Below are 13,571 nucleotides of genomic sequence, written 5' to 3' on the forward strand. Positions count from 1 at the left end.
GGGTCAGAGCACTTCGGCCAAGAAGCGCTGCAGGCGCGGGCTTTGCGGATTGTCGAAGATCGCTTCCGGCGTGCCCGCTTCGACGACACGGCCTTCATCCATGAACACGACCTGATCGGCGACGCGCCGGGCAAAACCCATTTCGTGGGTAACGACGACCATGGTCATGCCGTGCTTGCCGAGATCGGCCATGAGGTTGAGCACGCCCTTGACGAGTTCGGGATCGAGCGCGCTCGTCACCTCGTCGAAGAGGATCACCTCAGGCTCCATCGCCAGGGCACGAGCAATCGCAACGCGCTGCTGCTGACCGCCCGAAAGCCCGCCGGGGCGATGATGCTGACGACTGGCAAGACCGACATCCGCAAGACGCGCCTTGGCGATCCGTTCGGCCTCGGCCTTCGGCAATCCCTTGATCTTCGTCAGCGACAGCATGACGTTTTCGAGCGCCGTGTGGTCCGGAAAGAGGTTGAAGTGCTGGAAGACCATGCCCACCCGGCGGCGCAGACGCTCGGGTTTCATGGCGAGGATGCTTTCGCCATCGATGAGAATGTCACCGCTCTTCGGTTCCACAAGCCGGTTGAGGCAACGCAGCAGCGTCGATTTGCCGGAACCGGACGGGCCGATGACGCAGGTGACGCTGCCGGCTTTCACCGAAAGATCGACACCCTTCAAGACGTCGAGTTCGCCGTAGGCCATGCCGAGCCCTCGGACATCGAGGCTACCGCCCTTGAAGGTGGCCTGCGAAGCGCGGCTGGCGCCGTCGAGTTCACTCACCTCTTCCAGCCCGCTGGTGATGGTCGCCGGTCGCTGCTTGCCGATACGCAAACGGTTGTCGATGGCATTGACGACGTGGGTCAGCGGCACGGTGACGACGAGATAGAAGATACCGGCGAGAAGCAGTGGCGACAGATTGCCGGTGACGACCGCCTGGTCCTGCCCGACGCGAAAAATCTCGCGCTCGGAGGCAAGCAGGCCGAGAAAATAGACGAGGCTCGAATCCTTGACGTTGCCGATGAACTGATTGACGAGGGCCGGCAGGACCCGGCGCACGCCCTGCGGCACGACGATCAACCGCATGCCCTGTCCGTAACTCATGCTCAGCGCCCGGCAGGCCTCCATCTGGCCGCGGTCGACGCTCTGAATGCCGGAGCGGAAAATCTCGCCGATATAGGCGCCGGCGATCAGGCTGAGCGCCAGGATGCCGAGCGGGTAGGGCGAAGGTCCGAAAAGTTCGCGGCCGATACGGGCAAAACCCTGGCCGATCAGCAGAATGGTGACGATGGCCGGCAGGCCGCGGAAGACATCCGTATAGATGCGGGCGGGAATGCGCAGCCAGGGCGAACGGGAAATGCCCATGATGGCCAGCACCATGCCGATGACGACGCCGAGCACGGTCGAAGCGGCAGCCAAAATCAAAGTATTCTTCAGGCCGACCGTGATCATGGTCGGCAGGACTTCGGCCATGGCATTCCAGTCGAGGAAGCTGCGGCGCAGGTTTTCAAGCCAATTCATCAGGTGGTCCCTTGAAAGAAAGGCCGGTCCGACCGGCAAGGGCCGGACCGGAAGGCGGCATCACTGCTTGGGAAGATACTGATCCGGCATCGGCGTGCCGGGGAACCACTTTTCATGCAGGGTTTTCCAGGTACCGTCCTGCATGGCGGCCTGCAGACCCTTGTTCAGCGCCTCGCGCAGCGCATCGTTGCCCTTGCGGATGACAAAACCGGCCGGTGCGTCGAAGCTTGGGATGTTGACGGCAACCTTCAGTTCCGGATACCGCGCGGAATAGTCCTTTGCCGCTTCGTAGTCGAGGAAATGCGCATCGACCGTGCCGTTGTTGAGCGCCGAGACGGCGGAATTGTTGTCGGGGAATTTTACCAGGTCGGCACCGGCGAAATTCTTCTCGGCGTAGATTTCCTGCAGCGTGCCCTGCACGACGCCGAGGCGCTTGCCCTTCAGTCCGGCCGCGTCGGTGATGCCGGCGTCCGCCGTCAGGATGGTGAGGAAGCCTGCCAGGTAACCATCCGAGAAATCGATCGTTTCCTTGCGCTTGTCGGTCGTGCCGATGGCGGCTGCGGCAACATCGAAGCGGCCATTGGCGACCGATGGCATGAGCGCCGAGAATTCCTGGCCGGTGAAGATCACCTGTTCCTTCTTGAAACCCATGCGCTCGGCGACATTGAGGAAGAGCTCGATGTCGAAGCCGCTGAAATTGCCGTCTGCGGTGGTGAAGGCATAGGGCTTGGCATCACCCATGGTGCCGACGCTGATGACGGTCGGATCGATCAGGCCGTAAGGATTGTCCTGGGCAATCGCGGAGGTCGCAGCACTTGCGGCAAGGCCGAGTGCAAGCGCGACAACTGCGGTGCGCAGTCTCGCGAAGGGAAAGCTGATGACGTCAGGGAATTTCATGGTTTTCGTCTCCTCTGGTGGTGTCTTTTGCGAAATCTGAAGGCGCAGACGTCCCTTTCCAGACCGCGGCAGCCACCGCGCGTCCGGCCCCATGCATGCGCATGTCGGGACAAGTATTTTCTTATTTGAGACCGGTCTCAATTTAAAAGAGACCGGTCTCTTTTGCTTTTGACGATTGTTATCTTCGCATTTGCCAGTCGTCAATATCTCTTGTAAGGCTACCGTTCATGGAACAGAACCAACCCCGATCCGCCTCCGTGACCGTGGCCGACGTCGCCCACAAGGCCGGCGTCTCCAAGGCGACGGCGGCGCGCGTGCTGGGCGGTTACGGAACCGTCAGCGACCGGGTGCGCGATGCGGTGACCGCCGCGGCGCGAGCGCTCGACTACCGTCCCAACGAACTGGCGAGGAGCATGACCACTGGCCGCTCCGGCACGATCGGCGTCGTGGTCGGCGATATCGAGAACCCGTTCTTCAGCCTCGCCGTGCGCGGCATCACGGATGTTGCGCGTCAGGCCGGCTTCACCGTCATCCTGATCAATTCGGGCGAGGACGTCGACGCGGAAAAAGCGGCCGTCCGCACCTTGCTGGCCAAGCGGGTCGATGGGCTGATCGTCTCGCCGGCCCGCGAGAGCGATGTCGAGCACCTCAGGGAAGCCGTTCGCTCCGGCCGGCCGCTGGCGCTGCTCGACCGCGGCTGCGAAACGCTCGACGTCGATACGGTCATTGCCGACGACCGGGATGCGACCGAAAGCATTACCCGCAGGCTCATCGCACTCGGGCACCGCCGCATCGCCTATCTGACGGCCTGCGACACTGACGACCATATGTTTCGCACGACCGCCGACATCTACACCGGCTCGGTACGCCGACGCATCGAGGGGTTTCTCGATGCCTGCTCGGATGCCGATCTGCCCGATATGGGGAAATGGGTGCACATGGGGGCGAATGCGCCCAAACGCACCCAGGAGATTGCGAAAGGCATGTTGCGGGCGAGCGAACGGCCGACGGCGATCATCGCGTCTGACAGCGTCATCGGCCTGGAGGTGTTCAAGGCCAGCCGGGAAATCGGTCTTTCGATTCCCGCGGACCTGTCGCTGATTTCTTTCCACGATGCGGACTGGACGGCTGTCACCTCGCCGCCCGTCACGGTGGTTCGCCAACCCGTCTATCAGCTAGGAGAGACGGCGGCGAAACTGCTTGTCGAGCGCCTGGCCGGCACCAGCGCCGAAACCCGGCGTGTCATATTGCAGAATGAGGTGGTGGATCGCTCATCCGTTGCGCATGCAGGGGCGCAAATCGTTCCGGCTGCCTGACACCCATCCATCGGGCCGCAAAGCAACCAATATTGGACGATCGACGACGGGCGCAGCCTATTGCCACGGGCCGTAGGCCCATGCGACCGTATCCCATTCGAAAGATTAGGGAATTGATGACGTACGCCTTCGATCCAACACGCATCAGACTTCCGCTGTCGCGCAACAGGCGCAAGCCACCCGATATCGTCTATTCCAATTCCGACCGGCCGCCGCCGGCAGCCCTGATGGCGCTTGCCGGACAGCATGCGGTGATGGCAATCGCGCTCTCCACCTATGCGCTTGCGGCCGCAAAACTTGGCGGATTGTCGGTCGCGGATACGCAGACATTTCTGTCCTATTCGATCCTCGGCATGGCGGTGGCGACGTTCCTGCAGTCCTGGGGCGGGCGTTTTGGCGCGGGGGCGCTGATCGTCCATATTCCTGGGCCGATCATGGTCCCCTTCGTCACCGTGATGCTGCATGAATATGGCGCAGGCGGCATGCTCATGCTGGGCCTTGCGACCGGCATCCCTGCTATCGGCCTCAGCCGGCTGATCCCGCATCTGCGGGCGTTGTTTCCGCCGACCGTGCTGGGCGTCATCGTCTGCATGGGCGGGTTCTCGCTCATCCAGGGCGCGACACGGCAATCCCTTGGCCTGAACGAGGCCTATGCGATCGACCCTATCAGCGCCCTGATTGCCGGCATGACGCTCACCGTTATCGTTGCCCTCTCCGTTTGGGGCAACCGGACGATGAAGCTCTTCGGGCTGGCAACCGGCATCATCGTCGGTGTCGTGGTCGCCGCTCTCTGCGGACGCCTCACCGGCATGGAGTTGTTCGCGACAGCGCCGATCGTCGCCTTGCCGAGCCTGCCCACGCCCGTCTTTGCAATCGACCCGGGTCTGCTTGTCGTCGTCATCGTCGTCGGCCTTCTCGGGCAGTTCGACACCTTTGCCAGCACGGTCATCGTCGACCGGATGGATGACGCCGACTGGCACCGTCCCGACATGAAGACCGCCGGCGGTGGCGTGATGGCCAATGGCATCGGCAACATCCTTGCCGGCATCGTCGGCGGCATGCCGAATGGCGCCTCTTCGGCCAATATCGGCCTCGCCCACGCGACACGGTCGACCTCGCGCTGGATCGGCCTGACGGCAGCGCTGATTATCGCCGTCGTATCCCTGCTGCCGCAGGCAACGCTGGCCCTGACCCTGATCCCGACGCCGGTGATCGGCGCGATCCAGGTCTATGCCGCTGCGTTCCTGATGGTTTCCGGCCTCGAACTTGCCACCTCGCGGGCAATCGACAGCCGCAGCATCTTCATGATCGGCATATCGCTGTTCGTCGGCCTTGGCGTCATGCTCATCCCGCAGCTTGCCGAGAGCGTGCCCGCCTCGTTCCGGCATTTCCTTGGCAGCGGCTTCGTCATGGCCGGCGTCGTCGCGATCCTGCTCAACCTGCTGTTCCGGCTCGGCACGTCGATTGTCGCCCAACGGTCGCTCGACGGGGAAGAAGATGTCATCACCGCAATCAACGAGTTCATCGAAAAGCAGGGCGGCAAATGGGCGGCCCGCCGTGAAGTCATCAGCCGCGCTGCGCTCGCCGCACTCGAAACCACCGAGCTTATCCTCGTGTCCGGCCAGGGACGCAGGCCGACTGCGATCCGCGCCCGCTTCGACGAACTGAATTTCGACGTGGAGATCTTGCATTCCGGCCCGCCGCTGGTGCTTGGCGGCATGGACGCGCCCGAGGTCGACGACTGGCTGGATGCCGATGAGGACGCCGTGCAGAACGCAATGGCGAATGTCTCGATGGTTCTGGTGCAACGTCTGGCCGACCGCGTGCGACCTGGAACGCGAGACGGCAGCGCATCCATCCTGCTGCATTTCGATCACTGACGCCTGCGGTTGTCAGGCCTGCCCTGAAATGCAACAGGCCGGCGCTTGGCCGGCCCGATGGATTTTTACCAGCAGCAGAAGCCGCCATCGACAAGCAGGTCGACACCCGTCACAAAGCTTGAGGCATTCGACAGCAGGAACACTGCCGGCCCGACCATTTCATCGACATTCGCCATGCGCTGCATCGGCGTCTGCTCTTCGAACAGTTTCGTCTGGTGCACCATTTCCGGCCGGGTGTTCATCGGCGTTGCCGTATAGCCGGGGCTGATGGTGTTAACGCGGACGCCCCGGCCAACCCATTCCATCGCCATCGACTTGCTCATATGGATGACGCCGGCCTTGGAAGCATTGTAGTGGCACTGGTTGAGGCCACGATTGACGATGACGCCGGACATAGAGGCGATGTTGACGATGGAGCCGCGGCCGGATTTCAGCATGGCACGCGCTTCCGCCTGGCAGGACAGGAAGACACCCTTGAGGTTGATGTCCATCATCGTCTGGAACTGGCTTTCCTCCATCTCCTCCGCCGGATTGGCATTGGCGATGCCGGCGGCGTTGACGGCGAGCGTCAGGGCACCAAGTTCGGCTTCGGTGCGCGCAACGGCCTCGTTCAACGCGGCGCTGCTGGTGACGTCTGCGGCAATCTGGATGCTGCGGCGCCCTGCCCGGGCGATGAAATCGGCCGTCGTCGCAAGGCCGTCATCCGTGCGGCGGTCAAGCAGCGCCACATCGGCGCCGCACTGGGCCAGGCCCATGGCAATCCGCTGGCCGATGCCGCTACCGGCGCCAGTCACGAAAGCGACGTTGCCGGAAAGATCGAACATTTTCGGCGCGTTGAGAGTGATTTCAGACATAGACATTCTTCCTGTTCAGATCGTTGCCAGTTCCATGACCGAGACGTCGTTGGCGTCTTCGCGGTTCAGGATACCGGCTTGTTTTCCCTGGGCCATGACCATGATGCGGCTGGAGACGCCAAGCACCTCCTCTAGATCGGAACTGACCACGATGACGGCGACGCCGTCGCGGGCCAGATCCATGATCAGATCGTAGATGGAAGACCGGGCGCCGACGTCGATGCCACGCGTCGGCTCATCCAGCACCACGACCTGTGGTCGTTGCGCCAGCCATTTGGCGAGCACGACCTTCTGCTGGTTGCCGCCCGACAGCTCACCGGCATTCTGGCCGCCCCGCCCCTTAACGCCGAATTTCTGGATGAATTCGTCGGCGAATTCGCGGATGCGGCGCGATGAAATCCAGCCCTTGCGGGAGATGACGCCGAGATTGGCATAAGCGATGTTTTCGGCAATCGAATGATCGAGCACCACGCCCTGCAACTTGCGATCCTCCGGTACGAGAACGATGCCCTTGCGGATCGCCTCGATCGGTGAGCGCGGCGTCACAGGCTTGCCGTGCAACAGAACTTCGCCGGCGGAAATGGGATCGGCGCCGGTAATGGCACGGACGAGTTCGGTGCGGCCGGCGCCCATCAAGCCTGCTATGCCGAAAACCTCGCCCTTGCGGACGGAGAAATTGATATCGCGGAAAGTTTTCGATGGCGAGGACAGACCGCGGACCTCCAGCGTCACCTCTTCCGTCGGCGTCGGCAGGGTGGGGAACATACGTTCCAGCGAGCGCCCGACCATGGCCTCGACAATGGTGCGGATCGGCACGTCGCCGCTGTCGAATTCCTGCACCTTGGCGCCGTCGCGCATGACAACGATACGGTCGGCGATCTGGCGGATCTCTTCGAGACGGTGCGAAATATAGATGATGCCGACGCCGTCCGCCTTCAGCCGCTCGATCTGGCGGAAGAGCAGCTGCGTCTCTTCGCCGCCGAGGGCTGCGGTCGGTTCGTCGAGAATGAGCAGACGGGCATTGAGCGTCAGCGCCTTGGCGATTTCGATCAGCTGCTGCCTGCCGGTCGACAGGCCTTCGACCAGCCGGTCGGGCGAGACATCGAGACCCAGCCGCTTCAGGCCGGCCCGCGCCCGCTCTTCCATCGCCTTGCGGTCGATGCGGCCGGCCTTCATCGGATAACGTCCGACGAAAACGTTTTCGGCGATCGAGAGTTTCGGCAGCAGTTTCAGCTCCTGGTGGATCATGCCCACCCCCTCATCCAAGGCGGCGCGGGGATTGGCGGGGGCGTATGAATTGCCAAGCCAGGTCATGTCGCCCGTGGAGGGCTGCACGGTGCCGGAAATGATATTCGACAGGGTCGATTTTCCGGCACCGTTTTCACCGAGCAGCGCCACGACCTCCCCCGGATAGATGTCGAGATCGACACCGTGGAGAACCTTGATCGGACCGTAGGACTTTTGAACGCCTCGGAGCGAAAGGATGGGAGAGCGGATCGTCATGGCGCGGCTGCCTTTCAGGACCGGGTTACGGATGGCTCTTGACGAATTCCGGCGCGTTTTCGCACGTCGTCAGAACAGCGTTCGGCGTCTGGCGCTCTTCGACCTTCTGGCCGGCGGCGACGGCAATCGCGGATTCGACGGCGAGAACGCCCATCTTCTGCGTGCTCTGGGTTGCCGTTGCGATGAACGGACCCTTGCACTTGGCGAGGTATTCGAGCGCCGAGACGTCGCCGTCGTAACCGCCGATGATCACCTTGTCCGAGAGGTTGGCAACGTCGACAGCCTTGGCCGCACCCATGGCAAGGCCGTCAGCCTGGCCGAAGATGATGGTGATATCGGGATTGGCCTGCAGCATGTTCTGCGCGATCGAGAAACCCTCGTCCGCCGACCACATGTTGCTCCACTGCTGGTCGACCAGCTCGACACCGCTGTTTTCGTCGATGGCGCGCTTGCAACCGGTGAAGCGGTCGACTTCCGGCGTCGTACCCTTCTGGCCGTGGATGATCGCCATCTTGCCCTTGCCGCCGGCCTTCTCGATGATGTGCTTGCAAACAGCGTAGGCGGATTCGACGCTTTCACCGGCGATGAACGTGTCGCCCGGCGCGCCTTCCGGAACGCGGTCGACGTTGATGACGGGAATGCCGGCTTCGCGGGCAAGGCGGGTCGGAACGGCGGCAGCCGCAGCACCGGCCGGGATATAGATGAATGCGTTGATGTCCTGCGTCATCAGGTCCTGCACCTGGCTGACCTGCGTGTTGGTGTCGTTCTTTGCATCGACGACCACAACCTCGATGCCCTTCTCCTTGGCATGCTTTTCGACGCCGAGCTTGATCTGGTTGAAGAAGTCAGCCTGCAGGTTCGGAACGGCAAGGCCGATCTTCTTGATCTCTGCCGCGGCTGCGGGAGACGCGAGGATCGCAGCAGCTGTTGCCGCCATCAGGATTTTGGACAGTTTCATGGTTTCTCCTCCGAGTTGCCCGGTGGTTCCCTGCGCTGGCAGAAGACCACCTTCCCTTTTGCCGGCCCGCACCATTGCAGACCGTTTTCAGTACCCCGCGCCCCTCAGGCTACGAGGTAAAAGTCGTTACTTGCGCTTGCGATAGGTTTCAGCCGTGACGGCGAGCACGATGACGGCGCCGATGATAACCTGCTGCATGAAGGGGGAGACGCTGAGCAGGTTGAGGCCGTTGCGCAGCACGCCGATGATCAGCACGCCGATGATCGTGCCGCCGATGCCACCGGTGCCGCCCGACAGAGAGGTGCCGCCAATGACGACCGCAGCGATGGCATCGAGTTCATAAGAGACACCCGAGGACGGCTGCACCGAGTCGAGACGGGCCGCGAGCACCATGCCGCCGAGCCCGGCCAGGAAGCTGCAGACCACATAGACGAGCACTGTCGCGCGCTGGACATTGATACCGGCGAGCCGGGCCACTTCGGCATTGCCGCCGATAGCATAGAGCACGCGGCCGCCATGGCGATAGCGCTGGTAGAGCAGGCCGATGATGAAGACCGCGATCATCACGGCCACCGTCAGCGTCAGGAACCCGCCGAAGCGCACGATGGCCATCATGTTGAACCAGGCAGGAAAACCGATGATCTGCTGGCCGTCCGTGATCATGTTGGCTATGCCGCGCGTCATCGACATCATCGCAAGCGTGGCGATGAAGGCCGGAACGTTGAAGCGCGTAATCAGGACACCCGCGACGAGCCCGTTGAGCGATGCAGCCGCAAGCGCCAGCGGAATGGCCAGCCACATCGGCACGCCTGCAACGACGTTGAGGTAGCCCAGCACCATCATCGCCAGCGCCATGACCGAGCCGACCGCAAGATCGATGCCGCCAATCAGAATGACCAGCGTCATCCCGACGGCCATGATGCCCAATACCGTTATCTGGTCGAGCACGTTGAGGAAATTCCTCACAGACAGGAACTTGTCTGTCGCAAAGGAGAGAAAGAGGCAAAGGACGATCAACCCGATCAACGGGCCGGTCGCCCCCCGGAGAGACGGAAGTATCCCGCCTGCAAACCCCTGTCTTTCGTTCGTTGCCGCCGTCATCAGCGCTCCTCCTCCCGAACCTGCCGTGGCCGTCACTTGGCTTAATGCATATTTATTCAGTAATGTGTGTAAATTCGTAACTGGCATTTTACGACCTGTCAATACAAACAAGCATCTTATTATTTGCGGCGAGAATGGCAATTTCACTTGACTTGCCATCTCGTCGTGCAAATATATGTATCAATGTATATTTATTCACTGTGAGGATTTCATGCAGCCGAACGATCTCGACCGCATCGCTCGACAGATCCGCCTTCGCGATCTGCAAGCGGTTTTCGAAGCCGGCGCCGGCCATATCGGCGGGGAAATGTCAGCCATCGACATTCTGACGGCGCTCTATTTCCGCGTGCTCCGTATCTGGCCCGACCAGCCGAAGAACCCGGAGCGCGACCGTTTCGTTCTGTCGAAGGGTCACGTTGCGCTGGCGCTCTATGTGACGCTGGCAAAGCGCGGCTTCATTCCTGAGGACGAGATCAGCACGTTCCTGAAACCGCATTCGCGCCTGAACGGCCATCCGAACTGCAACAAGGTTCCAGGCGTCGAGACCAACACCGGACCGCTCGGTCACGGCCTGCCGGTCGCGGTGGGCATGGCGAAAGCCGCCAAGCTGACCGGCGCGAAATACCATACCTATGTGATGACCGGCGACGGCGAGATGCAGGAAGGCTCCAACTGGGAAGCCATCGCCTCGGCCGCGCAATTCGGCCTCGACAATCTGACGCTGATCATCGACCACAACCGGTTCCAGCAGGGCGCGTCGCTCAAGGACACCAACAATCTCGCGCCCTTCCCCGCCAAGCTCGAAGCCTTCGGCTGGGACGTCACCGAGATCAACGGCAATTCCATGGACGAAATCGTCCCGGCACTGGAAAAGCGCGGCAACCGCCCGCACTGCATCGTCGCCCATACCAACAAGGGCCACGGCATTTCCTTCATGCAGGATACGGTCGACTGGCACCACAAGGTACCGAATGCCGAACAATACAAGATTGCCGTAGCTGAACTGTCGGAGGCCCTGTGATGAAAGACGTTGTGACCTCGCCCAAGCTGCACGACTGCCGCGATGCCTTCGTTGCCGTTCTCGAACGCCTCAGCGCGGAAAACTCAAAGATCGTGGCCGTGTGCAACGACTCGGTCGGCTCCTCCAAGCTTGGCGGCTTCAAAGCCAAATGGCCGGAGCGGCTGGTCAATGTCGGCATTGCCGAACAGAACATGGTGGGCGTCGGCGCCGGCCTCGCCAATGGCGGCCTGCTGCCCTTCGTCTGCGGCGCCGCCTGCTTCCTCACTGGCCGTTCGCTGGAACAGATCAAGGCCGACATCGCCTATTCCAATGCCAACGTGAAGCTGATCGGCATTTCCTCCGGCATGGCTTATGGCGAACTCGGCCCGACACACCATTCTATTGAAGATTTCGCCTGGACCCGCGTCCTGCCTAACCTGCCGGTCGTCGCCCCCTGCGATTCCATCGAGACGGCAGCGGCTGTGGAATGGGCTGCAAGCTACGAAGGTCCGGTGTTCCTGCGGCTTTCGCGCGTCGGCGTTCCTGACCTGCTGCCGGCAGGCCACAAATTCGAGCTCGGCAAGGCCAACCTGCTGCGCGATGGCGACGCCATCACCCTGCTTGCCAACGGCACCCTGACCCACCGTATGGTGAAGGCGGCCGATATCCTTGCCGAACAGGGCATCCAGGCCCGTGTGCTCAACATGGCTTCGGTCCGCCCCATCGATGTCGATGCGGTCGTAGCCGCTGCCCGCGACACGGGCGCCATCCTGACGGCGGAAGAACATTCCGTCATCGGCGGCCTCGGCTCGGCGGTTGCGGAATTCGTGGTGTCGGAAGCACCGGTGCCGATGAAGATCCTCGGCGTGCCCGGCATCTTCGCCCCGACCGGCTCGGCGGAATTTCTGCTGGACGAGTTCGGCATGTCTCCTGCTGCTATCGCCGAAGCGGCTATTGCATTGATCGCACGGAAGTCTTCCCGCGCATAAGCGTGCGGTCTAGATTCCCTGCCGGGCGCGGTGAACCCTCCCTTTCGCCGCGCCCAAAAATTCCTGCTTGCCGGAGCTGCCATGACGACCGCCATCCTTGCCATCGACCAGGGCACCACGAATTCCAAGGCCGTGCTCGTCTCCACGACCGGCGAGATCCTGTCGCGCGGCTCGTCGCCGGTCGGCATCGAGCACCCGCAGCCCGGCTGGGTGGAGCAAAGCCCCGTTCGCCTCTGGGAATCCGTGCAGGAGGCCATCGTTTCTTGCCTGCAGGCCGGCCCCAGCGTCGATATCCTCGGTATCGCCATCTCCAACCAGCGCGAATCCGTTACCATCTGGGATGCAGAGAGCGGCCAGCCGCTCGGTCCCGTCGTCAGCTGGCAATGCCGCCGCAGCGCGCCTGCCTGCGCGGATCTGGTCGCCGCCGGCCATGCACCGCGCGTGCAGGCCCTCACCGGCCTGCCCATCGATCCGATGTTCCCCGGCCCAAAAATGAAGTGGCTGCTGGATCGTGTACCCGCCGGTCACAATGTCCGCCTCGGCACCATCGATGCCTGGCTGATCCACTGCTTCACCGGCGGTGAGATTCATGCCTGCGATGCCGCCAACGCCGCCCGCAGCCAGCTTTACGATCTCAACCGCCAGGTCTGGAGCGACGAACTCTGCACCCTCTTCGGCGTGCCGAAATCCGCCCTGCCCGAAGTGCGCGACAGCGCTGCCCACTTTGGCATGACGAAAGACGTGAAAGGCCTGAAGGACGGGATTCCAATTGCAGCGGCCATCGGCGACAGCCATGCCGCCCTCTTCGGCCATGGCGCCTTTGAACCCGGCGACGGCAAGGTGACCTTTGGCACCGGCTCGTCGATCATGACGACGCTGCCGCGCTTCATTGCGCCCGAGCATGGCATCACCACGACCATCGCCTGGGCGATCGGCGGCAAGCCGACCTATGCCTTCGAGGGCAACATTCTGGTGTCGGCCGCGGCGTTGCCGTGGATGGCGGATATGCTCGGCCTTCCCGACGTTCAGGCCCTGACCGACCTCGCCGCCACCGCGGAGCCCGGCACTCCAGGCTTCGTGCCGGCTTTCGTCGGCCTTGGCGCGCCTTATTGGCATTCCGATGCGCGTGCACTGTTTTCCGGCATCACCTTCAATACCAGCCGTGCCCAGATGGCCCGCGCCGTCACCGATTCCATGGCTTTCCAGGTCCATGACGTCTTCAAGGCGATGTCGGCGCAATCGCCGACGCCGCTTGGCCGCCTCTACGCCGATGGAGGCCCGAGCAAGAACACGTTCCTGATGCAATGCGTTGCCGATACGCTCAATCACGGCCTCACCCAGTGCGACGCGCCGGAAGCCTCGGCGCTTGGCGCCGCCTATCTCGCCGGCCTTACACTCGGCATCTGGCCGGATCTTGCTGCCATCGCCGCCTTGCCGCGCGCCGGCAACCTGATCACGCCCCGCCCCTCCGATGCTGCCGACCGCCTGCTCGTCTGGCAGGATGCAATCTACCGCTCGACCGCTCCCGGCCCTTCCTCTATGAGTGAATAAAAATTCACAG

Annotated in this window: 11 protein-coding genes; 5 read left to right on the forward strand and 6 right to left on the reverse strand. The window is 62.5% G+C overall.

The window, feature by feature from the left end; all coding sequences use genetic code 11:
* Positions 1-3: 3 nt before the first annotated feature.
* A complete protein-coding gene (locus ACSQ3I_RS05795) occupies positions 4-1,512 on the reverse strand; it encodes an amino acid ABC transporter permease/ATP-binding protein (protein WP_435996909.1) in 1,509 nt (502 codons plus the stop codon).
* A 60-nt stretch (positions 1,513-1,572) separates the two neighbouring features.
* Complete coding sequence (locus ACSQ3I_RS05800; protein ID WP_435996911.1) at positions 1,573-2,409, reverse strand: ABC transporter substrate-binding protein; 837 nt, start codon at positions 2,407-2,409, stop codon at positions 1,573-1,575.
* A gap of 227 nt (positions 2,410-2,636) precedes the next feature.
* Here ACSQ3I_RS05800 and ACSQ3I_RS05805 point away from each other — a divergent pair, with 227 nt between their 5' ends.
* Positions 2,637-3,725 carry a LacI family DNA-binding transcriptional regulator gene (locus ACSQ3I_RS05805; protein WP_435996913.1) on the forward strand — a complete coding sequence of 363 codons (1,089 nt, stop codon included), beginning with the start codon at positions 2,637-2,639 and terminating at the stop codon, positions 3,723-3,725.
* A 116-nt stretch (positions 3,726-3,841) separates the two neighbouring features.
* A complete protein-coding gene (locus tag ACSQ3I_RS05810; protein WP_435996915.1) occupies positions 3,842-5,605 on the forward strand; it encodes a uracil-xanthine permease family protein in 1,764 nt (587 codons plus the stop codon).
* Positions 5,606-5,670: 65 nt separating this feature from the next.
* On the opposite strand, the gene ACSQ3I_RS05815 is transcribed toward ACSQ3I_RS05810, so the two are convergent.
* The 4 genes from ACSQ3I_RS05815 to ACSQ3I_RS05830 form a co-directional block, all read right to left on the reverse strand.
* Entirely contained in the window at positions 5,671-6,459 is a 789-nt protein-coding gene (locus ACSQ3I_RS05815; RefSeq protein ID WP_435996917.1) for an SDR family oxidoreductase, read from the reverse strand.
* Positions 6,460-6,474: 15 nt separating this feature from the next.
* Positions 6,475-7,962 carry a sugar ABC transporter ATP-binding protein gene (locus tag ACSQ3I_RS05820; protein WP_435996919.1) on the reverse strand — a complete coding sequence of 496 codons (1,488 nt, stop codon included), beginning with the start codon at positions 7,960-7,962 and terminating at the stop codon, positions 6,475-6,477.
* Positions 7,963-7,987: 25 nt separating this feature from the next.
* Positions 7,988-8,920, reverse strand: a complete 933-nt coding sequence (locus tag ACSQ3I_RS05825) for a substrate-binding domain-containing protein (protein ID WP_435996921.1) — start codon at positions 8,918-8,920, stop codon at positions 7,988-7,990.
* A 126-nt stretch (positions 8,921-9,046) separates the two neighbouring features.
* Positions 9,047-10,021 (reverse strand): ABC transporter permease, encoded by a 975-nt coding sequence (locus ACSQ3I_RS05830; protein ID WP_435996922.1) that lies wholly within the window; start codon positions 10,019-10,021, stop codon positions 9,047-9,049.
* Between the two features lie 211 nt (positions 10,022-10,232).
* Here ACSQ3I_RS05830 and ACSQ3I_RS05835 point away from each other — a divergent pair, with 211 nt between their 5' ends.
* From ACSQ3I_RS05835 to ACSQ3I_RS05845, 3 genes are all read left to right on the forward strand, one after another.
* Positions 10,233-11,042, forward strand: coding sequence for a transketolase (locus ACSQ3I_RS05835; RefSeq protein ID WP_435996923.1), 810 nt, complete (start codon positions 10,233-10,235; stop codon positions 11,040-11,042).
* On the forward strand, positions 11,042-12,010 hold the full coding sequence (locus tag ACSQ3I_RS05840; protein WP_435996925.1) for a transketolase family protein: 969 nt from the start codon (positions 11,042-11,044) through the stop codon (positions 12,008-12,010). The genes ACSQ3I_RS05835 and ACSQ3I_RS05840 overlap by 1 nt, the downstream gene beginning before the upstream one ends.
* Before the next feature lie 81 nt (positions 12,011-12,091).
* Entirely contained in the window at positions 12,092-13,561 is a 1,470-nt protein-coding gene (locus ACSQ3I_RS05845) for an FGGY family carbohydrate kinase (protein ID WP_435996927.1), read from the forward strand.
* Positions 13,562-13,571: the final 10 nt, after the last annotated feature.

This window comes from Rhizobium sp. LjRoot30 (assembly GCF_964253915.1).
Taxonomy (GTDB): domain Bacteria; phylum Pseudomonadota; class Alphaproteobacteria; order Rhizobiales; family Rhizobiaceae; genus Metarhizobium.